Below are 22,656 nucleotides of genomic sequence, written 5' to 3'. Positions count from 1 at the left end.
GGATGCTTCGCTCGTTTGCGCTGACGGCCCGTGGGGTTTTTCTCCTCATCGTCGTCATCGGCGCAGCGATCGCAGCGTACGCACTGCGGCAGCCTTTCCTGCTCACCCTCTCGATCTGTGCTGCCGCAGTCGTTGCCATCAGCATCCTGTGGAGTGCCTTCGAGCGACCGAAGGCGAGCGTCGCCATCTCGACCGAGCCCTCCGGCCTCCTGTTCGAGGGCGATCCTGTGCAGTTGCAGTTTCGAGTGCGCACGACCGCGCTCGACGCGGCGGTGTGGAGTGAGGGCGCCGACTGGTCGTCGCTCGATCGCCAACCTCGGCTCTTCCACCGCAATGGTGCGTTTCTCGTCGACGAGAACCGAACCGAACCGCTTCGCCGGGGCATCTGGAACGCAGGCCCCTTGCGCGCGCTCGATCCTGACTCTCTCGGCATCACCACTCGTCACTACGAGTTCCCCTCGCGCGTCGAGCTCGTCGTCGGCCCTCGACCGCTCGACCTCGACACGGAACTCGCGCGCGTTGCCGGTGCGGAGGCGACGGTTGTCGCACGGCAATTCGGTGAGGGCGACGAACTCGATGCCCGTGTCCGGGACTACCAGCCCGGTGACCCGATCCGTCGAATTCACTGGCGTCAGAGCGCAAAGGTCGACGCGCTCAAGGTACGAACGATCGAGCCGCCGAGCACGCCGAGCGCGCACATTCTGCTCGACACGATCGCGAGCGGATATTCGGACGTCGCGGCCGACGGCACGAGCGAGCATTTCGATCAAGCGGTGCGGGTGGTCTCGACCTTCGCGCGGCAGTTCTTTGCACGCGGGCTCTCGGTGACGCTGCACGAGAGCGGAGACCCTGCGGCGTCGCGGGTGTTCCAGAAAGCGCAGGAGTTCGAATTGCACCGCGCCCTCGCAGATGCCGCGCTGGAGCACACGACGAGCAGCGTCGCATTGCCCTCGTACCGTCGTCAACTGATCGTCGGCGACCAGTTCTCGGCCGCCGTCACTGAGAAGCTTTCGTCGCTCGCGCCCGGTTCCGTGGTGGTCGGCACGGGCGCGAGCATGCCCGAGCTCGCGCCAGAAATCCACACCCTGCATGTGGCAGCCCCGCCGCGAGCGGAGCCTCGAGGGTTCGAGGCCCTGCAATGAGCGGGCCGGTATCTCCTGGACGTGCGACGAACAGCGATGCGACGCGCGGCGCACGCAGTGTGAAAAAGCCCCGCTGGCGTCCACCGGGCTATCAGGTTCGTCTTGCAACGAGCGATCAGTCTCGGCTTCAGCGGTCGAAGCCGCTCGTCCGACTTCCGATCGCGGTGGCATCCCCGCTCGCCGCAACGATCGTCGGTGGTCTCTTCGCGGACGCGCTCTCCACCTACGTGCTGCCCGCCCTGCTGCTGAGTCTCGGTATCGTCGCGGTGTCCTGGCTCGTGCGGCTCGTCGCGCCGAGCTGGGTTGCGAGCTTGAGCGCGGGCGCCACGCTCATCGGACTTCTGCTCCTGATGCACCCGACTGACGAGGGGTTCACGGGCGTGATCGCCCCGGGCACCGTGCTCGATCGGATCGAGGGTCTGTTCTTCTCCGTCGGAGTAGGCATCACAGAGATCGCGTACCAGTTCCCTCCTTTCTCCTTGAGCAACGAGGGTTGGCTCGCCGTGGTCGCGATTCTCGGCATCATGACCTGGCTGATCGATCTCCTCGTCGTCTCATTGCACATCCCGGCGTTCTCATTCGTTGTGATCCTCAGCCCCGTTGCCGTGCCCTTGGCGTACGGACTCCCGGTCGAACCCGTGACGATCCTGCTCCCATTGCTGGCGTATCTGACGATCCTCTGGGCGTCCGTGGCGAGGCCGGGCAGATTGAAGCTCGCGCCCGCGGCCGCCATTGCTGCGCTCGCGCTCGTGCTCTCGTTGTTCGTGCCGCCGCAGTTGCCGAATCCGAACACCGTGACGCTTCCTGATTTCTCTTGGTCGATCGGGGGAGGGGACACCTCGTTCAACACGGGTGTTCCGCAACTCTCCACGGATCTCGATCTCGGGCGTGATCTCCGCAGGCCGGACCCGGTCGAGCTCTTCCGCTATCAGAGCGCTGATGGCTCGGGCATCGCAATGCAACTGACAGCGCTCCCGCTTGCCAGCGAGGACGGTTTCATCAGTCTCAGTGATGCCGACGACCCTGCGATTGAGTTCGCGGTGCCGTCGGATAGCCCCAGCGGGACCTTTGTGGTGCAGTACTCCAACTTCGTGAGCGAGCAATTGCCGGTCGCGCCGCGATTGCAGAGCGCGACCGGATTCGACGCTTCGAGCGGAGAGATCACTGGCGAGTCATTTCTCTGGAACCCCATGAATGAAGCGCTTTCCCTCGCGGACGGTGAGAGCGGTGGAAAAACCGTCATCGGATTCGGAGGCCAGCTCACGGGCACGATCCCGATCGATGCCGCGGTCGAAGCGCCAGACCCGATGTATCTCGAAGTCCCGGAGGCGGCGCAGGGGTTTGCAGTTGAGGCGCAAGCGGTCATCGATGCGGCAGCGGAGGAGCAGAATCGCGAGATCCAGCCTGGCCTCGATACGGCGAAGGTCCTGCAGGATTCCTTCTCGGGCTGGAACTATTCGACCGAAGTGCCCTTCGACGAAACCGAGCAGTGGCCTGCGCTCGAAGCGTTCCTGCGCGAACAGTCGGGCTACTGCGTGCACTTCGCCTCGGCGATGGCGATCATGGCGCGTACGCAGGGCCTCCCGGCCCGGGTTGTCGTCGGATTCATGCCGGGGACCGCTGACGATAGCGGTTTCGGAAGTCACGTCGTCACGACCGACGACATGCATGCGTGGGCCGAGATCTATGTGGACGGCTACGGCTGGGTGCCGTTCGAGACCACCCCTGGGATGCAGAACAGCAACCAGGTGAGCGTTGCTCCGCCGGAATCCGAGACCGCGACGCCGACCCCGACGCCGACCCCGACGCCGACACCGAGCGCGAGCGCACCGGAGACCCCGGCGCCGAGCGCTGCGCCCGGAGAGACTGGCGCCCCTGAGCCCACAGAGCCGTCCTTCGCAGCCATTTGGGCCGCTGTCTCGGCGGCGCTGCTCACTGCGCTCCCGTATGTCTTGGTGCTCATCGTGTTGGCGCTACCGGCGATCGTCCGAGTGCTCCTTCGGCGGCGGTGGCTCAGCCAGGGCGCCATTGGTGCGTGGGTCGAACTCGAAGCGAGCGCGCGTGACCTCGGCGTTCGAATCGAGCCGTCCGAGACGATGCGCGAGCGTGAGTCCGTGTTGGCGGCCGCAATGAGGTCGAAGCGGACCCAAGACCTGCCTGCGGCAAAACGCGCCGCTGCTGAATCCGACCTGGCCGCAGTGCGCGCGGCGGCCGAGTCAGCGATGTTCGATCCGCTCATGCCTGCCTCCGCGGCCGGTTCGGAGTTCCTCCAGCAGGAGGAACGTCGTATCGAGGTCAACCGGGTGCGCGCGGCGCTCGCGAGTGCACACTCGGGATTCCGTCGCGCGCTCGCCGTTGTGGTTCCGCTCTCGCTCGCTCACCTTTCCGAACATCGCGGTGCCGGGAAACCCAGGGGAGCGCGCGACGCCGGGATCCAGGAGACCCGAGCGAACGAGCACTCGGGCGAGGACACGAACTTCAGGGCGAACGAGGGCTCGGACGAGCGCTAATTTCGGGTCGACGGTGGTGTCGTGATTCGTCTGGCGCTCGCCTTACGCTCGCTTCTGCGGCGAAGGGCGACGATAACGACCGTGACGACGAGCGTTGCGATCAGCGTGAGAAAGAGCAACGCGAGGACGCCGCTGAACAGAATGTCATCGGCGGGTGGCGCAATGATCTCGCTGGGCGATGGCGTTGGCGTCGTCATGGTTCCAGTGTGCCAGCACGCGTGTCAGTACGCTCGCCCGTGCACTCGTCGGCCCTCGCTGCAGTACGCGCTTCCGACGGTGCCGCGGGCGGAGCGAACTCGTCCTTCGGCGCTGCTGCCCCTCCCTGTTCCTCCAACGGGGGACCCATGTCGGCTGGTGCCGTCAACACCGTCGGCGTGCCGGTGAGCGGATTGTTGACGACCAGCGCGCTGACGCCGTAGACGGAACCGATGGTCGATGCGGTGAGCACCGTTGCCGGTGGGCCGCTCGCGGCAACGGCACCGTCCCGGAGGATGACGAGGTGATCCGCGCCGCCTGCCAGCGAGAGATCGTGGAGCGCAGCGATCACCGCCACTCCGTCGCGCGCGAGCGAGGCGAGCAGCGTCATGGTGTCGAGCTGAGCGGCGATATCGAGATGGTTCGTCGGCTCGTCGAGGATGAGCACGCGAGGGTCCTGGGCGAGTGCCGCGGCAAGGAGGACGCGCTGTCGTTCTCCGCCCGAGAGCGTCTGGAATTTTCGATCCGCGAAGGCCTCCGCACCGGTGCGTTCGAGCGATCGGGCAATCATCGCCTCATCCTCGCGGCTCGCGCCACCGAACATCCCCTGGTGCGGTGTTCGTCCGAGCGCGACGACCTCGCGCGCGAACAGGTCGAGCTCGGTGTGCGATTGCTGTTCGACGAAGGCGATGCGCCTGGCACGTTCAGTACGGCGCAAACCGGTGAGCGGTGCGCCATCGAGCGAAATCGAGCCTTGCGCGGGGACGAGTCCCGCAATCGCCCGCAGGAGGGTCGATTTTCCGCTGCCGTTCGGTCCGATGAGCGCGGTGACCTTGCCTGCGATCGCCTGCAGCGAGGCCGCGTGCACGATCTCGGTGCCTCCCAGCGAGACGGTGAGCTCGTGTGCTTCGAGGCCGGAGCCTCGCGAAGCGGCTCCTGACTGTGCAGTCATGACTGCGCCCTCCTGCTCTGGATGAGGAGGAACGCGAAGATCGGTGCGCCGATGAGCGCGGTGATGACGCCGACCGGGAGCTCCCGAGGTTCGAAGGCGGTCCGAGCGAGCGTGTCTGCGAGCAGGAGCACGCCGCCTCCGAGCGCTGCGGAGAGCGGGAGGAGCGCACGATGGCCGGGGCCCACGAGGAGTCGAACCGCGTGCGGGACAACAAGTCCCACGAATCCGATCGAGCCGGCAATGCTCACGAGCACGCCGGTGAGCAGCGCGGTCGCGGTCAGCAGGAGCGCGCGAGATCGTGGAACGTGGATGCCGAGGCTCGCCGCGTGCGTCTCCCCGAAGGCGAAGGCGTCGAGGGTCTTTGCCGAGAGCATGAGCGGAATCCCCACAACGGCCACAGCCGCCCAGGAGAGCGCAACCGCCTCCCATCGTGCCCCGGCCAGCGTGCCCAGCAGCCATCCGATGATCTCGCGGTAGCTGTCTCCGGTGACGGTCCAGAACAGCACGAGGCTCGTGAGCGCACTCGCCAATGCCGAAACCGCGATCCCGGCGAGCACGGTCGTCGCGGGCGTGATCCTTCCGACCGAGCGAGCGAGCCCGAGCGTCAGGAACAGGGCGAGGAGCGCACCGGCGAAGGCGGCGACGGGGAGCGCGAGTGCGATGCCGAGCAGGACCACGCTCACCGCGCCGAGGGCGGCGCCGGAGGACAGCCCGAGCAGATAGGGGTCGGCGAGCGGATTCCGGGTGACCGATTGCATGACCGCGCCGCACAGCGCGAGCCCGGCGCCGACCGCGATTGCGGTGATGACCCTCGGCACCCGGCGCTCCCACACGAGGGCGTCGTTGATCGGTTCGAGCGGGGGAGTGCCGAGCCCGAAGTGAGCGAGGATCGTGCCCCAGACATCCGCGAATGCGATCGGCGCGCCACCGAAGCCCACTGCGAAGACCGCGAGCACGGGCAGCGCGATCGCGGCGCTCACGGAGAGCAGCAGAATTCGGCGGCGCATCACGGCTGAGACCGTGCCTACGACTCGTCTGCGAGTGCGACGAGCTCCGCGAGGTCTTCAGACATGGTCGCGGTCGCGGACGCGGTCCGCACCCCGGCTTCGCTCGCGGCAAAGGGCACGATCAGGAATTTTCCGGCCTTGACGGCCTCGAGCTGTGAGAGCACGGGATCGGCGGTGAGATAGGCGATCTTGTTCGCCGCCGAGTTCCAGTCGCTGTCGACCAGGACGAGTACGTCAGGATTCGCGGCGATCACGCTCTCCCAGCCGTAGGGCGACCAGCCGCCGGGCAGCTCGCTCGCGATGTTCCTCAGCCCGACCGTTTCCATCATGAGCTCGGGGGCGCCTCCGCCGGCACCGACATAGGGCGTGTCCGTGCCTGACGACCACCAGAGTGCGCTGAGGCCGTCGTCATTGACCGTCACCGAGTCGAGCGCTGCTGCTTGATCGGCGAGCACCGACGCCGCATCGACGTCGAAGAGTTCTGCGACCTCGGTAATGGCCGCACCGATGTCATCGAAGCTCACCGATTCCGGCACCGAGCCCTCGGTCATGCACGCTGCGGGCCAGACGTAGCTTCGGACGCCGAGGTCGGCCAGCTCCTGCCGGGTGCCGATTGCGTCGGCGGCGAAGGCGGACTCCCAGCCCGCGAAGATGAAGTCGGGTTCGAGCCCGAGCACTGCTTCTGCACCGGGCATCTTCGGGTCGATGACATTGAGTTCTGGAATCGTGCCGAGCGATTCGGGAACGGGACCGTCTTGGAAGGCGACTCCGACGATCCGATCACCGAGGCCGAGCGCGATGAGCGCCTCGGTCGTGCTCGACTTGATCGTGACGACGCGCTCTGGAGCGTCGCCGCTGGCAACACTGAAGCCGCAGTTCTCGAGCAGCCCGCTCGCGGCGGTTTCGCTCTGCGTCGCGCTCGAAGTCGCAGCGGGCGTGTCGTCCGAGGCGGGGCTGGAACACGCGGTGAGCGCAAGGCTCAAACCCGCGAGCAGGGCGAGCCCGGTGAGCGAGCGACGCCGAGGCATCGACGACGACGGGCGGGTGGAAACGATGGGGGAAAGCAGAGCAGGCAATCGGACTCCAGGCACGACAAAGCAGGACAGTGAACGTTGTCGCGCGCGGAATTGGTGCCCGGCGCAGTGCAATTCTATGTCGAACGCGGTGGCGCTCGGCAATCGATCATGACGGACCGCTCGCGCGACCGGGAGCTCGCGAGTGCTGCCACACTAAGACCGTGCCTGACTTCGACTTCGAATCCCTCCGCCGATACCCAGATGTCGAAGCGCCGAACCTTTTCGCCTTCGACGCGAGCGACCGATTGATCCTCGACACGCTGAGCGAGCGGCTGCTGGCGGATGATTCACTGCGGCTGGACGACCGGGCAGTCGTCGTGATCGGCGACCGCTACGGTGCGCTGACGCTCGGTGCCCCCGCTGCCGCTTCGATGCAGGAGCGAGGGCTCACGCATGTGCGCGTCTCGCAAGACTCCCGGACCGGTGAGCAGGCGCTCGCGGCGAATGCTCGGGCAGTGCGCAGCCCTGGCAGCTTCGAGAACCATGCACTCGGTGCTGCGCTGCTCGAAGGGGCGAGGTTTGTGCTGCTGCAACTCCCGCGGTCGCTCGCGGAACTCGACTCGATCGCAGCACTCATTGCGCGCCACGCACACCCGGACGTCGTCGTCATTGCTGGCGGTCGCCTCAAGCACATGAGCCGCTCCATGAACGAGGTGCTCGAACGCTCCTTCTCGACGGTCACGGCGACGCGGGCCGCTCAGAAGTCGCGAGCGCTCGTGGCCTCGGGCCCGAAGTCGCTGAGCACCGAGACGAACCTTCCAAAGCGTGCGTTCCATGAGGATCTCGGAATCACCGTCGTCGCCCACGGCGGTGCGTTTGCCGGCACGGGAATCGACATCGGCACGCGGTTCCTGCTCGAACAGTTCGACCGCCTGCCCGAGGACGGACGCACCGCGATCGATCTCGGATGCGGCACGGGCGTCCTTGCCGTCGCGCTCGCGAAGGCTCGCCCGGAGCTCACGATCATCGCGAGTGATCAATCCGCTGCAGCGGTTGCATCGGCGATCGAGACCGTTCGCGCGAATGAACTCGCCGAGCGCATCACGGTCGTGCGTGACAACGGCCTCGAATCGCAGCCTGATGCTTCTGCCGACCTCATCGTCTGCAACCCCCCGTTCCATTCCGGGGCCGCCGTCCACGAGGATGTCGCCCACGGACTGTTCGAAGCCGCGGCGCGGGTGCTGCGGCCGGGCGGGCAGCTCTGGACGGTCTTCAATTCGCATCTCGGTCACCCGGCGGCGCTTCGCGAGTTGGTCGGGCCTACGAAAATCATCGACCGGAACGAGAAGTTCACGGTTGCGCGATCCACGCGGCCCCTCGAACTCTCCGGGGACTAACCACAGGGTCCGCTTCGGCGATCGTGTTTCCTGATCGTCACGATTCTCGAAAGATCGCTCGCTCACGACCTCCACGATGCCGAAACAGTGTTGACTGATCGAACGGCTTCGGCCAAATCGACGCAGCATCGTTCGAGGAGGAAACGTGTCAATCGTGAAAGCAGCGATCAGCCAAACAACCTGGACCGGCGGCAAAGCCTCCATGCTCGACCTGCACGAGCAGTTCGCGCGTGACGCCGCAGCGCAAGGCTCGCAGGTCATGTGCTTCCAAGAGCTCTTCTACGGCCCGTACTTCGGGATCACGCAGGACAAGAAGTACTACCGATACGCCGAATCCGCCGAGGGGCCGATCGTGCAGCGGTTCGCCTCGCTCGCGCAGGAACTCGGCATGGTGATGGTCTTGCCGATCTACGAGGAAGCGCAAACGGGCATCTATTACAACACCGCGGTCGTCGTCGACGCCGACGGGACAGTGCTCGGGAAGTACCGGAAGAACCACCTCCCTCACGTTGAGAAATTCTGGGAGAAGTTCTACTTCCGCCCTGGCAATCTCGGCTATCCGGTCTTCGAGACCGCCGTCGGCAAGGTGGGCACCTACATCTGTTACGACCGGCACTTCCCGGAGGGCTGGCGTGCGCTCGGTCTGAACGGCGCGGACATGGTCTTCAACCCGAATGCGACCAAGCCCGGTCTCTCGAACCGTCTCTGGGAGATCGAGCAGCCCGCAGCGGCCGTCGCGAACGGTTACTTCGTCCTCGCCCCCAATCGCGTCGGGCTCGAAGACAACGAGTACGGCGAGGAGGCGGTGAACTTCTACGGTCGAAGCCAAGTCGTCGATCCGCGTGGCAACTACGTCGGAGAGCTCGGCTCGGATTCAGCAACGGAACTGCTCGTGCGCGACCTCGACCTCTCCCTGGTGCGGGAGATGCGCGACGACTGGCAGTTCTATCGAGATCGCCGCCCGGACACCTACGGCACCATCACCGAGGCGTAGGGGGCGACATGGCGACGACACTCATCAGCGGCGGCACGGTGGTCTCCTCGACCGGTCGCACCAAAGCCGACCTGCTGGTCGACGGCGAGACGATTGCTGCGGTGCTGCACCCCGGCTCCGTCCTGCTCGGTCACGATCTCGCGGCAAGCGTCGACCAGGTGATCGATGCGAGCGGAAAATACGTGATTCCCGGCGGCATCGACGCGCACACGCACATGGAGATGCCCTTCGGCGGCACATCCGCGAGCGACACCTTCGAAACGGGAACGCGCGCGGCCGCCCACGGCGGCACCACGACGATCGTCGACTTCGTCGTGCAGTACGCCGGGGAGAACGTGCTCGATCGATACGCGGCCTGGCAAGAGAAGGCCGCGAGCAATTGCGCCATCGATTACGGATTCCACCAGATCCTCTCTGACGTGCAGGATTCCTCGCTCACCGCGATGGACGAACTGGTGAAGGAGGGCGTGACGAGTTTCAAGCTCTTCATGGCCTACAAGGACGTGTTCCTCTCGGACGACGGTCAGATCCTGCGAGCAATGCAGAAGGCTGCCGAGCAGGGGACGACGATCATGATGCACGCGGAGAACGGTGCTGTGATCGATGTGCTCGTGCAGCAGGCGCTCGCCGCAGGCAACACGAACCCGTACTTCCACGGCACGACTCGGCCCTGGCAGGCCGAGGAAGAAGCGACGCATCGCGCGATCATGCTCGCGAACATCACGGGCGCGCCGCTCTATGTCGTGCATGTCAGCGCCAAGCAGGCGGTCGCTCAGATCGCGCAGGCACGAGATGCCGGGCAGAACGTCTTCGGGGAGACCTGCCCGCAGTACCTCTATCTCTCGCTCGAAGATCAACTGGGTGCGCCAGGCTTCGAGGGAGCGAAATGGGTGTGCTCGACACCGCTTCGCTCGAAGCACGAACATCACCAGGATCACATGTGGCAGGCGCTCCGCACGAACGATATTCAGATGGTCTCCACCGATCACTGCCCGTTCTGTATGAAGGGGCAGAAAGACATGGGGATCGGCGATTTCTCGAAGATCCCGAACGGGATCGGCTCGGTCGAGCACCGCATGGATCTGCTCTATCAGGGTGTCGTCGATGGCCGTATTTCCTTGGAGCGCTGGGTCGAGATCACGGCGACCACGCCCGCCCGGATGTTCGGGATGTACGGGAAGAAGGGCGTGCTGCAACCCGGCGCCGACGCGGACATCGTCGTCTACGATCCGGCGGGCCACACCTCGATCGGGCTCGAAAAAACGCACCACATGAACATGGACTACTCGGCCTGGGAGGGCTTCGAGATCGACGGGAAGGTCGACACCGTTATGTCGCGCGGCAAGGTCGTGGTCGCGAACGACCAGTATCTGGGCAGAGCGGGCGATGGCCGCTACGTTCCTCGTGGCCTCAATCAATATCTGATGTAGGAGACCAATGGAATTCGGAGCGGTCTTTCAAACGAATCCGCCGTCGAGCCGCGTCGTGCACCTCGCCCAACTGGCAGAGCAGTACGGCTTCTCCACCGTGTGGACCTTCGACTCGCACCTGCTGTGGCAAGAGCCGTATGTCATCCATTCGCAGATTCTCGAGCGCACCCGGAAGGTGAAGGTCGGTCCCTTCGTCACGAACCCGGCGACTCGCGATTGGACGCTCACCGCCAGCGTGTTCGCGACGCTCAATGAGATGTACGGCAACCGGACCATCTGCGGAATCGGCCGCGGCGACAGCGCGGTACGTGTCACGAACGGTGCGCCGACCACCTTGAAAACCCTCCGCGAGGCGATTCACCTGATTCGGGAGCTCGGGAATTCGCGGTCGGTCGAGCACAACGGCACGACGCTGCAGTTCCCTTGGTCGCAGGGCTCCGCGCTCGACGTCTGGGTCGCTGCCTACGGACCTCGTGCGCTGCAACTGACGGGCGAGGTCGGCGATGGATTCATCCTGCAACTGGCTGACCTCGACCTCACGAAGTGGATGATCGGCGCCGTGCGCGATGCGGCCGACAACGCCGGCCGCGACCCGATGAGCGTCAAGATCTGTGTCGCAGCGCCCGCCTTCATCGGCGATGATCTGCAGGAGCAGCGCGAGCAAAGCCGATGGTTCGGCGGGATGGTCGGCAATCACGTTGCAGATCTCGTCGCGAGATATGGCAGTTCTGGCGCAGTGCCCGCGGCGCTCACCGAGTACATCGCGGGGCGAGAGGGCTACGACTACAACTCGCACGGCAAGAGCGACAACGATCACGTCGGCTTCGTCCCGGACGAGATCGTCGACCGCTTCTGCGTCCTCGGCACGGTCGATGATCACCTCGAGAAGTTGACGCGACTGCGAGAGCTCGGCGTCGACCAGTTCGCCGCCTACGTCATGCACACCGAAAAGGAAGAGACGCTGCGCGTGTACGGCGAGCAGATCATCCCAACACTGCGGGATGCGGTGCGCGCTACGTCATGATGGAAGCGACCTCGCGCAATGGAGCCGGGGCACACAGAGAGAAGGAGCCGCCCAATGCCTGAGGCGTTCACCAACGACGCAGTTCGCGGTCTCGACGAGCTGGTGTTCCACTCCTGGTCGAAACAGGGCGCAGCGACCCCCTTCGTCATTGCTGGTGGCCAGGGCACTCGCGTCTGGGACCACGCAGGACGCGAATGGCTCGACTTCTCGTCGCAACTGGTGAACACGAACATCGGGCATCAGCATCCGAAAGTCATCGAGGCCATCAAACGACAGGCAGACATTCTCACGACCGTCGCCCCGTCGACGGCGAACGATGTCCGTGGGGTCGCCGCACAGAAGATCCTCGAGAAGGCAGGCGATTACCGCAGCGTCTTCTTCACGAACGGCGGCGCTGACGCGATCGAGAACGCGATTCGTCTTGCCAGGCTGCACACCGGCAGGGACACCGTCCTGAGCCACTATCGGAGCTATCACGGCAACACCGGCGCTGCGATCGTCGCAACCGGTGACTGGCGGCGGGTGCCGAATCAATTCGCACGCGGTCACGCGCACTTCTTCGGACCGTACCTCTACCGCAGTGAATTCTGGGCGGAGACCCCCGAGCAGGAGTGCGAGCGCGCGCTGCACCATCTGCGTCGCGTCATCGAGTCGGAGGGTCCGGAATCGATCGCCGCGATCCTGGTCGAAGCGATTCCGGGAACAGCGGGCGTCATCGTGCCGCCGCCCGGCTACCTGGCAGGGGTCAAAACGCTTGCGGCGCAGCACGGGATCCTCCTCATCATCGACGAGGTCATGGCCGGGTTCGGCCGCGCAGGCGAATGGTTCGCCCACCAAGCGCACGAGGTGCAGCCAGACCTCATCACCTTCGCGAAGGGCGTGAACTCCGGCTACGTGCCGCTCGGCGGGGTCGTGATCAGCGAGGAGGTCCACGAGACCTTCACGGAGCGGGTCTTTCCGGGTGGGCTCACGTACTCGGGGCATCCGCTGGCCTGCGCGAGTGCCGTCGCCTCCATCACGGCGATTGAGGACGAGGCCATCATCGAGAACGCCAGGAGCATCGGCCGTGAGGTCCTCGCCCCCGGGCTCACGGCGCTCGCAGAACGGCACCCGGCGATCGGCGAGGTGCGTGGCACCGGCGTGTTCTGGGCGCTGGAACTCGTCGCGGATCGCGAGACCCGCGAGCCATTGCCCGCTGAAGCAACCGCGGCGGTGAAGTCGGCGATGTTGTCTCGCGGGCTCCTGCCCTTCGTCGCTGACAATCGAATCCATGTCGTTCCGCCCTGCACGGTCTCGCCCGATGAGGCCCGGACCGCCCTGAGCATCTACGATGAATCCTTGGAGGAGGTGCTCTCATGAGTGTGCATTTATCAGGCGGCGGATGGTCGGAGACCGGCGCGGCCCCAGAGTTTTCATCGTTCATCAAGGAAGCGTCCGCGCGCGCCGAAGGAACACCGAAGATCGCCGTGGTCTTCTGGATCCCGGCCGACGGTGATCTCGCGCTCTCGTCGTCCCGCTATGAGACGCTCATGCGCAGAATGGGCGAATTCGAGAGCACGCTCATTCCGCTCATTGGCGATGCAACGCTCGATGGTGCGCAGCTCGAAGGCTTCCACGGCATCTTCGTCGGCGGCGGGCTCACCCCCGGCTACCACCGCGCGATCATGCCCGCGGCCGATGCAATTCGCAGCCTCGTGAGCAGCGGCGTGCCCTACTGCGGGTACTCGGCCGGTGCGATGATCGCCGGCGAAGTCGCGTTGCTGGGTGGCTTCACGATCGGTGGCGTCGCGGTGACGGCCGACTCCAACGGTGAAGACCTCGAGGAGGTCTCGGTCGAGGCCGGACTCGGACTCATCGACCTGACCGTTGATGCGCACGCTGCACAGTGGGGCACGCTCTCTCGCACGGTTGCGGCGGTCGATGCTGGCATCGTCGAGCGCGGTGTCGCGGTCGACGAGCACACCGTGCTGATCGTTCGGCCTGGTGCACTGCACGTCGTCGGCGCAGGCAACGTGTGGTCGGTGGCTCGTGGTGCCGAGGGCGGCGTCAATGTCGGCATCCTCGCCGCAGACAACTAGGCGAGCGAGCACTCCGGTGTGCTCGTGACCATGAACGCTCCGCACGAGCAGTTGCGCACGCTCGGCTTCGCCGACGACTGGGCGCTCGCGCTCTCACCCGTCGCTGCCGAGATCCTCGAACTCAATGAGCAGCTACGGGAGGAAACGGCTTCGGGCCTCAGCGTGTTTCCGCCGGAGACGGAGCGCTTCCGAGCCTTCCGTGCACCCTTGGCCGAGGTTCGTGTGCTCGTCCTCGGGCAGGACCCGTACCCGACTCGGGGCCATGCAATGGGGCTTGCGTTCTCCGTGAACGCGGGTGTTCGGCCACTGCCTCGAAGCCTGCGCAACATCGACACCGAATTGCTCGATGATCTCGGCTGCGCGGCGCCGGCTCATGGCGATCTTTCGCAGTGGAGCGCACAGGGAGTCCTGCTGCTGAACCGGGTGCTGAGCGTGCGGGAGGGCGAAGCTGGCTCACACCGCGGCCGCGGCTGGGAGCGCATCACGCAGTTCGCCATCGAGGCGCTCATCGCGCGAGGCGGGCCGCTCGTGGCAGTGCTCTGGGGGAACGACGCTCGGCGGATCGCTCCGCTCCTCGGCGCTACTCCTCGAATCGAGAGCGCGCATCCGAGCCCCTTGTCGGCCAGGCGCGGATTCTTCGGCTCGAAACCCTTCAGCCGCGTCAACGCCCTCCTGAACGATCAGGGTGCGACACCCATTAATTGGTGTCGAATCGACCACTGACCGTAACAAGCGCATGCGAATATAAACCGTGCTCCCCGAAGAATACGAACAGCGCCGACGACTCCCGCGCGAACTGCAAGCGGCTCCCTTCCGAGAACCCGATTTCTCCTTCACCCTGCGCGATGCCACCGACGCAGATCTCGCGCAGGTACGCGACATCTACAAGCACTACGTCTTGAATTCGACGGTGAGTTTTGACGAGCGCCCGAAGACGATCGCGCAGTGGCGTGCGACCTTCGTGCGAGTCACGAAGCTGGGGATGCCGTTTCTGGTCGCGGAGAGCGCGACCGGCACCATTCTCGGCTTCGCCTTCGTGCAGCCCTGGAAACAACGCAGCGCCTACCGCCACACGGTTGAGGATTCGATTTACCTCGGCCCCACTGCCGTAGGTCGCGGGCTGGGTGGGGCGCTGCTCGCACTGCTCATCGAGCGATGCCAGGAGGCGGGAATTCGAGAGATCGTGGCGGTAATCGCCGATCAGCAGACCGAAGGCTCGATTCGTCTGCACGAACGATTCGGCTTCGTCGAGGCGGGGCGGATGGGCAGGGTCGGATTCAAGTTCGGTCGTTGGCTCGGGATCGTGATGATGCAGAAGTCGCTCGAGAGTCCGAAGGAACGCGCAAAACTCGCGAAGCGAGCAGCGCGCGAGGAACGCCGGGCATCATCCTGAGCGACGATCTCCGCACTGTTCCGTGTCGGTGGCCGGTGCGACACTGAAGCCATGAGCGGCGCTCCATCGGCATCAACGCCCGAGTTCACTGAACTCGGTGATGGGCTCGTGATGGTTGCGCAAGATGGCGTGACCAGAGGGTTCATCACTCGAGTCCAGGCGAAAGACGGCGAACGCTTCGAAGCTCGGCTCCGGCACCTGAATCCGGGGCAAGGGCCTTCGCTCGGCGAGTTCTGGGCGATCGAACGTGCAGCCGAAGCGATCCTCGCCGAGCCCGTGCGTACTTTCGGTCGCGACCCCTTCCGTGACCTCACGAACTATGCCACCCGAGACGAGATGCGCGAGCGCACCGAACGACTCCGTCAGCGCCGCCGTTTCTCTTCACATCGCTGAACGCATCGCTCTTGGGTCGCGGGACGCATCGCCTCATGGGTCACGGTTCGCATCGCTGGGGGCGTCGCTGATCGCTCTCGACGAGGTCGTTAGGCTGAAGAGCGTGCATTCGCAGATCGAAGTCTCATCACCGCTCCACGAATACAGCGCCCTCGAACAGTGGCAGTTGATTCGCTCGCGAGCCGTCAGCGTTCGCGAACTCACCGAGCACTACCTCCGCCGCAGCGAAGCCCACGGCGACGAGACTGGAGCCTTCGCGCGGCTCACCCCGGAGCTCGCTCTCGAACGCGCGGATGCGCTCGATTCGAGTACCGATCGCACCGGACTCGTGTTCGGGCTGCCCTTCGCCGACAAAGACTTGACCGCACGAGCGGGGGTGCGCTCGACCTTCGGGAGCCGAGCCTTCGCAGAATACGTGCCGGAGGCGAGCGATCCCCTTGCTGCCACGCTCGATGCCGCCGGTGGCGTGAGCATCGGCCGCACGCGAAGCCCCGAGTTCGGCCTGCATGGGTACACCGATTCTCTGCTGTACGGACCGACCTCGATCCCCGGATTCCCAGAGCTCGGCGCGGGCGGTTCGAGCGGCGGGGCAGCGGCAGCGGTCGCGGCAGGGCTTTTGCCCTTCGCGCCCGGCAGCGATGGTGGTGGCTCGATCCGGATCCCCGCTGGATGCTGTGGACTGGTCGGTCTGAAGCCGAGCCGAGGCCGCGTGCCATCTGGTTCGGGCGTCGGATCACTTGCAGGACTGCCCGTCGCGGGCCCCCTCGCCCGGACGGTCGCAGATGCCGCGCTCCTGCTCGACGCGATGATCGCCCGCACCAACGGTGTGACGCAGCACCGCTTCACGCTTCGTGCGCCAGAGCACGACGACGGTTCGCTGCTGGCCCCCGCGATCCGCGGCGAGGGCCGCTATCGCATTGGAATGACGCTCGATTCGCCCTGGAAACTGCAGTTCGATATCTCCGACAGCGAAGCGGCGCTCACCGCGCTCGCGGTCGCTGAGCGAACACTCGGTGAGGTCGGGCATGAGGTCGTCGACTTCTCGCTCCCAGAGAATCCGGAGTTCGGCGATGCCTTCAAGACCGTGTGGCAGGTCGGTGCCGCGGGGATCGCGCAGTCACCGGAGCAGCTCGCACTCCTCGAACCGCTGACGCAGCACATGACGGCGCTCGGCAAGGAGCGCACCGCACTCGATCTCGCTCGATCACTCAGCGCGCTGGCGGGCTTTGAGCAGCAGGTGATCGCGGCCTTCGGCGGCCTCGATGCGATCCTGACGCCGATTCATGCCCTCACGCCGCGTGCGCACGATTGGTGGAATGTCGAGGACGCGCTCGTGAATTTCGAGCAGCAGTGCACGTACCTGCCGTACACCTCCTGGGTGAACGTCGCTGGCCTCCCGGCAATCGCTCTGCCGGTGTTCGAAACAGAGGAGGGCGTGCCGATGGGGGTGCAGTTGATCGGAAAGCCCGGCACCGAGGCCGTCCTGCTCTCCATCGCCGCGCAACTCGAACGACGAATTCCCTGGCGGCTGCGCGGACTCAAACGATTCGCGGGGGAGTAACTCGGGCTATCGGGCTCGGCGGTATCCGCCGCGTTCCAGGCCAGCCTCGATCTCGAAACGGTTCTTCGTCGCGTCTTGACCCGCGGCAAAGTAGAGCGGAATGAAGGCGAGCCCGTAGGTGCGCCACTGCTCCTGATGCACCGCCTCATGCGCGAGCACATCGTCAGTGACGTTGCTGTCGGTGAGGTAGACCCCGCCAACGCAGGTGCCTCCGCGACCGAACGCCCACTGCGGAAGGCCCGTCGCGACTCGGAGTGAGCCGAGGCGTTCGACCGAGCCACCCAGCGCGGTCGCCCAGGCGAGCGCACCCCCGGTTGCGATCCAGTAGCCCGGTCGGGCAATCGGCGGTGCAGTCACGACCGCTCGCCCGAAGCGCATCGCTCGATGTGCCCCTCGGCCGATGGCGCGGGCGATCTCGATGCTGCGAAGCGTCATAGTCGAACTGTAGTGCCGCTGCACCCGTCCAGAGGGAAATCAAGCGCGACCCGTGCGAGCCAGAAGCCTGAGCAATACGGTTGGAGCATGCGAGTTGCAATGGTTTCGATGCACACTTCACCCGCGGACCGTCCCGGGAAAGGCGACGCGGGAGGCCTCAACGTCTATGTCCTCGAAACTGCGCGCGCCCTCGCTGAACGCGGACACCAGATCGATATCTTCACTCGCGCCCCAGCGGCACCCTCCACCCGTTCTCTCGCCCCCGGCGTGACGCTCTTCGCGCTCGAAGCCGGTCGAGGGATCGTCCGCAAGCACGACCTCGCGAACCTCAGCGAAGAGTTCGGCGACGAGATCCAGCGGGTTGCGAGTGTGGCGAGCGAGTCGTACGACGTGTTGCACACGCACTACTGGTTGAGCGGACTTGCCGCACTGCCCGTCTCGCTCGCGCTCGGAATTCCGATCGCGCAGACGTTCCACACGCTCGAGGCGATGAAGATGTCCGACTTCGAAGCGAGCGTGCAAGAGCCGAATCGCAGAATGCTGACGGAGCGCTATCTCGCGTACGAGGCCGATGCCGTCGTGGCCGTCTCCTCGGCAGAGACGAACACCTTGATCGACGCGCTCGGTGCGCAGCCGGAGTCGGTGTGGCTGGTGCCGCCGGCAGTCGATACGGAGCTCTTCCGAATCGGTTCGCTCTCCAGTCAGACCTCGGTTCGAGCGAGCCTCGGGCTCGGAGTCTTCGACGAACTCGTCATCACGGTCGGTCGGATCCAACCGCTCAAAGGCCAGGATCATGCGATCCGAATGCTGCCGTACTTGCCTGGCGTGGTGCTCGCCATCGTCGGCGAGGCGACTCCCGATGAACTCGCCTGGGCAGAGGATCTCGAGGTCCTCGCGAGCGAACTCGGCGTTGCCGATCGCGTGCGTTTCGTTGGCAGCCTCGGGCGCGAACGCTTGGCTGCGTTCCTGGCCGCAGCGAGTGCAACGATTATTCCCAGTCACAGCGAAACCTTCGGCCTGGTCGCGCTCGAATCGGCGGCAGCGGGCACCCCGGTGATCGCGCAGAACACCGGTGGGCTCCGGGACTCGGTTGCGCACGGGTCGAGCGGGCTCCTCATCGACGGTCGCGACCCGCAGCGTTGGGCCGAAGCGGTACGCGAACTCCTCGATGACGCACCGCGCTTGCACCGGATGGGAGCTGCTGCAAGGGAATTCGCGAGTGAGCGCACCTGGGCGAAATCCGCAGAGACGCTCGAAGGCGTGTATGAGCGCATGATCGAGAGTCGACCATAATCGGCCCCGATCATCAGGAAAGGCCCCGAGACGAATCTCGGGGCCTTTCGAAATGACGGCGAGTGCCACCGCGGCGAGTGCTCCTGCACTCGGCGAGGTGTTGAACTCTAGTCTTCGAGCGCGCGCTGCTGCTGCGAGCCGCCGTGCTTCAACGCGGCGAGGCGAGCTTCGATCTCGATGGCCTCGTCGGTTGCTTCGAGCGCTTCGAACTGTGCGTCGAGCGACGAAGCAGCGAGTTCCTGCTGTCCACGAACCTTCGCTTCTTCGCGACGGATCTTCTCCTCGAAACGACCGAGTTCACTGGTCGGGTCCATGATGTCGATCGACTTCACGGCGTCGTGGACCTTCGACTGCGCTTCTGCGGTCTTCGCGCGTGCGATGAGCTCGGAGCGCTTCGACTTCAGCTGGTCGAGCTTCTGACGCATGACGTCGAGTCCCTGCTTCAGGCGGTCGACGACCTCGGTCTGCGAGGCGATCGTCGGGGCAGCCTGGCGGACCTCGTTCTCCGCAGACATCTGCTTGCCGATTGCGACCTTCGCGAGGTTGTCGAACTTCGCAGCATCGGGGCTTCCGGCTGCACGCAGTTCGTCTGCCTTCTGGCTTGCAGCAAGAGCCTTGCGGCCCCAGTCGGATGCGGCCTGCTGGTCTTCGCGGTGGTCGTCTTCGAGCATGCGAAGGTTCCCGATCGTCTGAGCGATGGCGGCTTCAGCCTCCGAGATGCTCGCGGTGTAGTCGCGCACGAGCTGGTCGATCATCTTCTGCGGGTCTTCAGCCTGATCGAGGAGCGAGTTGATGTTCGCCTTCGCGAGCTGGGCGATGCGACCAAAGATTGACTGCTTCATGGAGTGTTCCTTCCGTAGGTTGAACGGTACTGGGTGTGTTGTGTCGTTTGCTTGTGGATGAGGTGCGCCGAGGACGAGGAACGTGCCCGGCTGCTGGCCTGCGCTGCACGAGTTCGTGCTAGCGGCCGCGGCTCCCGCCTCCGGAGAATCCACCGCCGCCGCCGAAGCTGCCGCCGCCGCCACGGAAGCCTCCGCCGAAGGAGCCGCCGCCTCCAGAGAATCCGCCGCCGCCGAATCCGCCACCGCCGCCGCCGAAGAGACCGCCGAGGAAGCCGCCGCCCTCGTCGTCATCGTCGTCGTGGTCCCACCAGGAGTTGTTGGACCTGCGGTTGTCAGAGAGCGCTTCTCCGAGGATCGCGCCGATCAGACCACCGGTCAGCATGTCGCCACCGCGGCGCTGCGAGTAGGAGCGCCCGGAGGAGTTGTCGTCCCAGTCGGAGCTGCGGTTGACGTCGCTCGATGCAAGCCGGTAGGCCTCCGCGGCGAGGTCATGCGCTCGCCGCGCAGAGGTCGCCGAGGCCACCGCGTCGCTCTCACGTGCGCGCAGCGCTGCAGCCATGTCGACCTGCGCGGCGCTGAGCCGCCCACGAGCGTCTTGGCCGATTCCGGCTCGTCGAGTGGTGATGTAGTTCTCGGCGTAATCGATACGTGAGCGCGCCGCTGCGATCCAGTGATCGGCGTCGCGAGCTGCCTGCTCACGGGACTGCACCATCGAGACGACGCCTCGGGTCGCTTCCGTCAGCGCGTCCTGTGCTCGCTGCAGTTTTGCAAGCACGGTGACCGTGTCGACCGGGCGTTCGCCGGCCTCGCGAATCGCCGACTGCGCGAGCTCGATGATCGGCTGCAGGTTTGCATCCGTGCGGGGGAGTGCCTGTGCTGCAGCGATGTTCGCGGTCATGTCGATCACGAGCTGCTGGAGTTCCTTGCCCGCTGCGGGAAGGTCGACGCTTGCCTTCTCGACGCCATCGAGCAGCGCCTTCGCCTGGCCGACGCTGACCTCGGCGGCACGAACGGCGACCGCGGCAGCTGAGGCGTTACCCGCCTGCACGGCTTTCTCGCCTCCCGTGACGGCCTTGTCGATGAGCCCGAGGAGTTTGTGCGCTTGCGCGACGTTCGCAGCCACAGGCTCGATCGCGGCGCCGGAGTATTCATCGTCGAGTCGGTCGAGCGTGAGGGCCGCTGCCGAGGCGCGTTCGCCGAGCGTGAGCCGCTCGGTCTTCACGGTCTCGATCGCACCGGCGGCGTTCGATTCGAGGTTGCGGAGTTCGTCGAAGGCGTCACCCTGCGCGGCGAGATCATTGCCCGCGGATTCGGAGATCTCGATGATTCTCGATGCCATCTGGTGCTGGGTTGCCGCATCTTCGGGGAAGGCGTCTTCGAGCTGCTGCTGGATCGTGAACGCCTCCCGAAGCCCGAGCCGTGCTCGTTCGAGCGCGTCTCGGAATCCGGCGGTGACTTCTTCTCCGAACTGTGCCTGCGCGAACTGGAGTTCCTGGTCGCTCTCGGTGACCGCGTCGTCGAGGCGCACGAGCATGGTGCCCGCGCGGGTGCGGAGCTGTTCGATCGATTCGGCGGTCTTCGCTGCCGCGGCCTGTTCGTTCTTCTTCTTTTTGCGGCTGCGGGAGATCGCGATGGCTGCTGCGATTCCGCCACCGCCGAGCGCAACAGCACCGATCCCGATCCCGACGGGTGCGAGGTTCATGGGTTCCGAGCTGCCGCCGCCAGTGCCGGCGCCGTTCGCGCCGTTGGTGATTTCCCGGGCGAAGGCCAGAATGCCGTCACCCGTTTGCCCGGCGTCGACGCGCGGCTTCAGGGTCGAGAAGAACGCGTTGTCGATCTCCTGGTCGGTGCGCGGGTAGTCGTTGGCGATCGAATAGCCGAACTGCTGGCCTTCGAGCGCGATACCGAGCAGCAGTTCGTCTTCTGCGAGGTCGGAGGAGATCGCGGTTTCGCGGGTCCAGTCTTCTGGGGTCATGCCGTCGAAGCTGTTGACGACGACCGCGATGACTTTCGCGTCGCTGCCGTTGTTGAGCTCGTTGAGCTCGTCGGTGATCGCCGCGGATTCGGACGAGAGCGTGCCGCTCTCGTCGACGAAGACATCGCCGCCGGTATCGACGGGCTGCTCGGCAGGGAGCGCGCCACCAGTGGTCATCAGGCCTGCGAATACGGCGAGGCCTAAGAAGGACAGTGGCTTCTTCATTTGCGAGGGAATCCCTTTCACGTGCAACTCTGAATCTCGCGGTGAGTCTAGCCGTCGAACCTCGGCAACTTCCTGGAATTGCGGACGCTCTGCGGCTTCTCTCACGACGCTCTCAGCGAACCAGGTCACCGGATGCGGACGCTGCTGCCCGGCCATCCGATTCGAGCGTCATGCGCTCGGCAAGCAGCGGATCGCCGTAGGGGCCATCGCCCCGCAACTGCGCGATCACGTTCGCTCTGGTTTCCTCCGACTTGTTCTGACTGAACTTCGCCTTGCCGGTCACGCGCTGCACGTGCAGGCGCAAGCCGAGGGTTCCTCGGGCCAGTCCGATCGTCGTGGCTTCGCTCGTATCGAGTTCGACACCGTCTTCGAGCGGCGCTTCGAAATGCGCGACGAGGCCTCGGAGCACCTCGAGGTTCTCCTCCGCGCTGAGGGCGGTGACCGAACAGGTGAGGTGCGCGGCCTCGAAATTCCAGGTGGGAACGGTGCCCGCGTCTCGGCCGAGGTACCACGACGGAGAGATGTAGCCGTGCACGCCCTGGACCACCGCGAGTGTCGAGTGAGGGCCTTCTTCGTGGAAGCCGTGCAGTCGTGCATCGGCGAGCCCGAGGTGCGTGACGAGCACGAGCGACTGCTCGCTCGCGGCCTCCACGAGCAGCGGGGTGTGGCTCGCGATCTGTTCGCCGTCCCGAACGCTCACGAGCGTCGACCACGGGTGGGCGGTGACGAGCTCACGCGCAAAGAGGAAGGAGTCGCGAGCGTACAAGCGGGCTGGCTGCATGCGATCAGTCTCT

Annotated in this window: 21 protein-coding genes; 13 read left to right on the top strand and 8 right to left on the bottom strand. The window is 65.5% G+C overall.

Translation table 11 applies throughout. The annotated features are described in order from the left end of the window. Positions 1-2: 2 nt before the first annotated feature. Positions 3-1,142 carry a DUF58 domain-containing protein gene (locus U2H20_RS05425; RefSeq protein ID WP_430593471.1) on the top strand — a complete coding sequence of 380 codons (1,140 nt, stop codon included), beginning with the start codon at positions 3-5 and terminating at the stop codon, positions 1,140-1,142. Beyond that, positions 1,139-3,652: a transglutaminase domain-containing protein gene (locus U2H20_RS05420; protein ID WP_430593470.1), complete on the top strand. Its 2,514-nt coding sequence runs from the start codon at positions 1,139-1,141 to the stop codon at positions 3,650-3,652. Before U2H20_RS05425 ends, U2H20_RS05420 begins: the two co-directional genes overlap by 4 nt. Here the strand turns inward: U2H20_RS05420 and U2H20_RS05415 are convergent. The 4 genes from U2H20_RS05415 to U2H20_RS05400 are packed head-to-tail and all read right to left on the bottom strand — an operon-like array spanning position 3,649 to position 6,882. Next, positions 3,649-3,849 carry a hypothetical protein gene (locus U2H20_RS05415; protein ID WP_430593469.1) on the bottom strand — a complete coding sequence of 67 codons (201 nt, stop codon included), beginning with the start codon at positions 3,847-3,849 and terminating at the stop codon, positions 3,649-3,651. The genes U2H20_RS05420 and U2H20_RS05415 overlap by 4 nt on opposite strands. Then, positions 3,846-4,799: an ABC transporter ATP-binding protein gene (locus U2H20_RS05410; protein WP_430593468.1), complete on the bottom strand. Its 954-nt coding sequence runs from the start codon at positions 4,797-4,799 to the stop codon at positions 3,846-3,848. Before U2H20_RS05410 ends, U2H20_RS05415 begins: the two co-directional genes overlap by 4 nt. Beyond that, positions 4,796-5,806, bottom strand: a complete 1,011-nt coding sequence (locus tag U2H20_RS05405; protein WP_430593601.1) for a putative F420-0 ABC transporter permease subunit — start codon at positions 5,804-5,806, stop codon at positions 4,796-4,798. Before U2H20_RS05405 ends, U2H20_RS05410 begins: the two co-directional genes overlap by 4 nt. Positions 5,807-5,823: 17 nt before the next feature. After that, the gene (locus U2H20_RS05400; protein WP_430593467.1) at positions 5,824-6,882 is read right to left on the bottom strand and encodes an ABC transporter substrate-binding protein; all 1,059 of its coding nucleotides are present in this window, start codon (positions 6,880-6,882) and stop codon (positions 5,824-5,826) included. A 161-nt stretch (positions 6,883-7,043) separates the two neighbouring features. Between U2H20_RS05400 and U2H20_RS05395 the strand changes: the two genes are divergently transcribed. The 10 genes from U2H20_RS05395 (at position 7,044) to U2H20_RS05350 (ending at position 17,092) form a co-directional block, all read left to right on the top strand. After that, on the top strand, positions 7,044-8,219 hold the full coding sequence (locus U2H20_RS05395; protein WP_430593466.1) for a class I SAM-dependent methyltransferase: 1,176 nt from the start codon (positions 7,044-7,046) through the stop codon (positions 8,217-8,219). Between the two features lie 145 nt (positions 8,220-8,364). Next, a complete protein-coding gene (locus U2H20_RS05390) occupies positions 8,365-9,213 on the top strand; it encodes a nitrilase-related carbon-nitrogen hydrolase (RefSeq protein ID WP_430593465.1) in 849 nt (282 codons plus the stop codon). An 8-nt stretch (positions 9,214-9,221) separates the two neighbouring features. Next, entirely contained in the window at positions 9,222-10,643 is a 1,422-nt protein-coding gene (gene hydA / locus U2H20_RS05385) for a dihydropyrimidinase (protein WP_430593464.1), read from the top strand. 7 nt (positions 10,644-10,650) lie between these two features. Next, positions 10,651-11,667 (top strand): TIGR03842 family LLM class F420-dependent oxidoreductase, encoded by a 1,017-nt coding sequence (locus U2H20_RS05380; RefSeq protein WP_430593463.1) that lies wholly within the window; start codon positions 10,651-10,653, stop codon positions 11,665-11,667. Between the two features lie 54 nt (positions 11,668-11,721). Then, entirely contained in the window at positions 11,722-13,026 is a 1,305-nt protein-coding gene (locus tag U2H20_RS05375; RefSeq protein ID WP_430593462.1) for an aspartate aminotransferase family protein, read from the top strand. After that, entirely contained in the window at positions 13,023-13,745 is a 723-nt protein-coding gene (locus tag U2H20_RS05370) for a Type 1 glutamine amidotransferase-like domain-containing protein (RefSeq protein ID WP_430593461.1), read from the top strand. Before U2H20_RS05375 ends, U2H20_RS05370 begins: the two co-directional genes overlap by 4 nt. A 30-nt stretch (positions 13,746-13,775) precedes the next feature. After that, positions 13,776-14,468, top strand: a complete 693-nt coding sequence (locus U2H20_RS05365; RefSeq protein WP_430593600.1) for a uracil-DNA glycosylase — start codon at positions 13,776-13,778, stop codon at positions 14,466-14,468. A 28-nt stretch (positions 14,469-14,496) separates the two neighbouring features. Then, positions 14,497-15,138 (top strand): N-acetyltransferase family protein, encoded by a 642-nt coding sequence (locus U2H20_RS05360; RefSeq protein ID WP_430593460.1) that lies wholly within the window; start codon positions 14,497-14,499, stop codon positions 15,136-15,138. Positions 15,139-15,189: 51 nt separating this feature from the next. Then, positions 15,190-15,531: a hypothetical protein gene (locus U2H20_RS05355; RefSeq protein WP_430593459.1), complete on the top strand. Its 342-nt coding sequence runs from the start codon at positions 15,190-15,192 to the stop codon at positions 15,529-15,531. Positions 15,532-15,634: 103 nt separating this feature from the next. Next, positions 15,635-17,092, top strand: coding sequence for an amidase (locus U2H20_RS05350; RefSeq protein ID WP_430593458.1), 1,458 nt, complete (start codon positions 15,635-15,637; stop codon positions 17,090-17,092). A 6-nt stretch (positions 17,093-17,098) separates the two neighbouring features. Here the strand turns inward: U2H20_RS05350 and U2H20_RS05345 are convergent, their stop codons facing one another. Continuing rightward, complete coding sequence (locus tag U2H20_RS05345; protein WP_430593457.1) at positions 17,099-17,527, bottom strand: hypothetical protein; 429 nt, start codon at positions 17,525-17,527, stop codon at positions 17,099-17,101. A gap of 87 nt (positions 17,528-17,614) precedes the next feature. On the opposite strand from U2H20_RS05345, the gene U2H20_RS05340 reads away from it, so the two are divergent. Continuing rightward, complete coding sequence (locus U2H20_RS05340; protein ID WP_430593456.1) at positions 17,615-18,820, top strand: glycosyltransferase; 1,206 nt, start codon at positions 17,615-17,617, stop codon at positions 18,818-18,820. A gap of 107 nt (positions 18,821-18,927) precedes the next feature. Here U2H20_RS05340 and U2H20_RS05335 read toward each other — a convergent pair whose 3' ends face one another. The 3 genes from U2H20_RS05335 to U2H20_RS05325 form a co-directional block, all read right to left on the bottom strand. After that, the gene (locus U2H20_RS05335) at positions 18,928-19,662 is read right to left on the bottom strand and encodes a PspA/IM30 family protein (protein WP_430593455.1); all 735 of its coding nucleotides are present in this window, start codon (positions 19,660-19,662) and stop codon (positions 18,928-18,930) included. Between the two features lie 118 nt (positions 19,663-19,780). After that, complete coding sequence (locus U2H20_RS05330) at positions 19,781-21,862, bottom strand: TPM domain-containing protein (protein ID WP_430593454.1); 2,082 nt, start codon at positions 21,860-21,862, stop codon at positions 19,781-19,783. A gap of 112 nt (positions 21,863-21,974) precedes the next feature. Then, on the bottom strand, positions 21,975-22,643 hold the full coding sequence (locus U2H20_RS05325) for an FMN-binding negative transcriptional regulator (RefSeq protein WP_430593453.1): 669 nt from the start codon (positions 22,641-22,643) through the stop codon (positions 21,975-21,977). Positions 22,644-22,656: the final 13 nt, after the last annotated feature.

The organism is Humidisolicoccus flavus, from assembly GCF_045689595.1.
In the GTDB taxonomy this organism is placed as follows: domain Bacteria; phylum Actinomycetota; class Actinomycetes; order Actinomycetales; family Microbacteriaceae; genus Humidisolicoccus; species Humidisolicoccus flavus.
The sequence above is the reverse complement of the archived record's forward strand: the minus strand, read 5'-3'. Positions and strand labels throughout refer to the sequence as shown.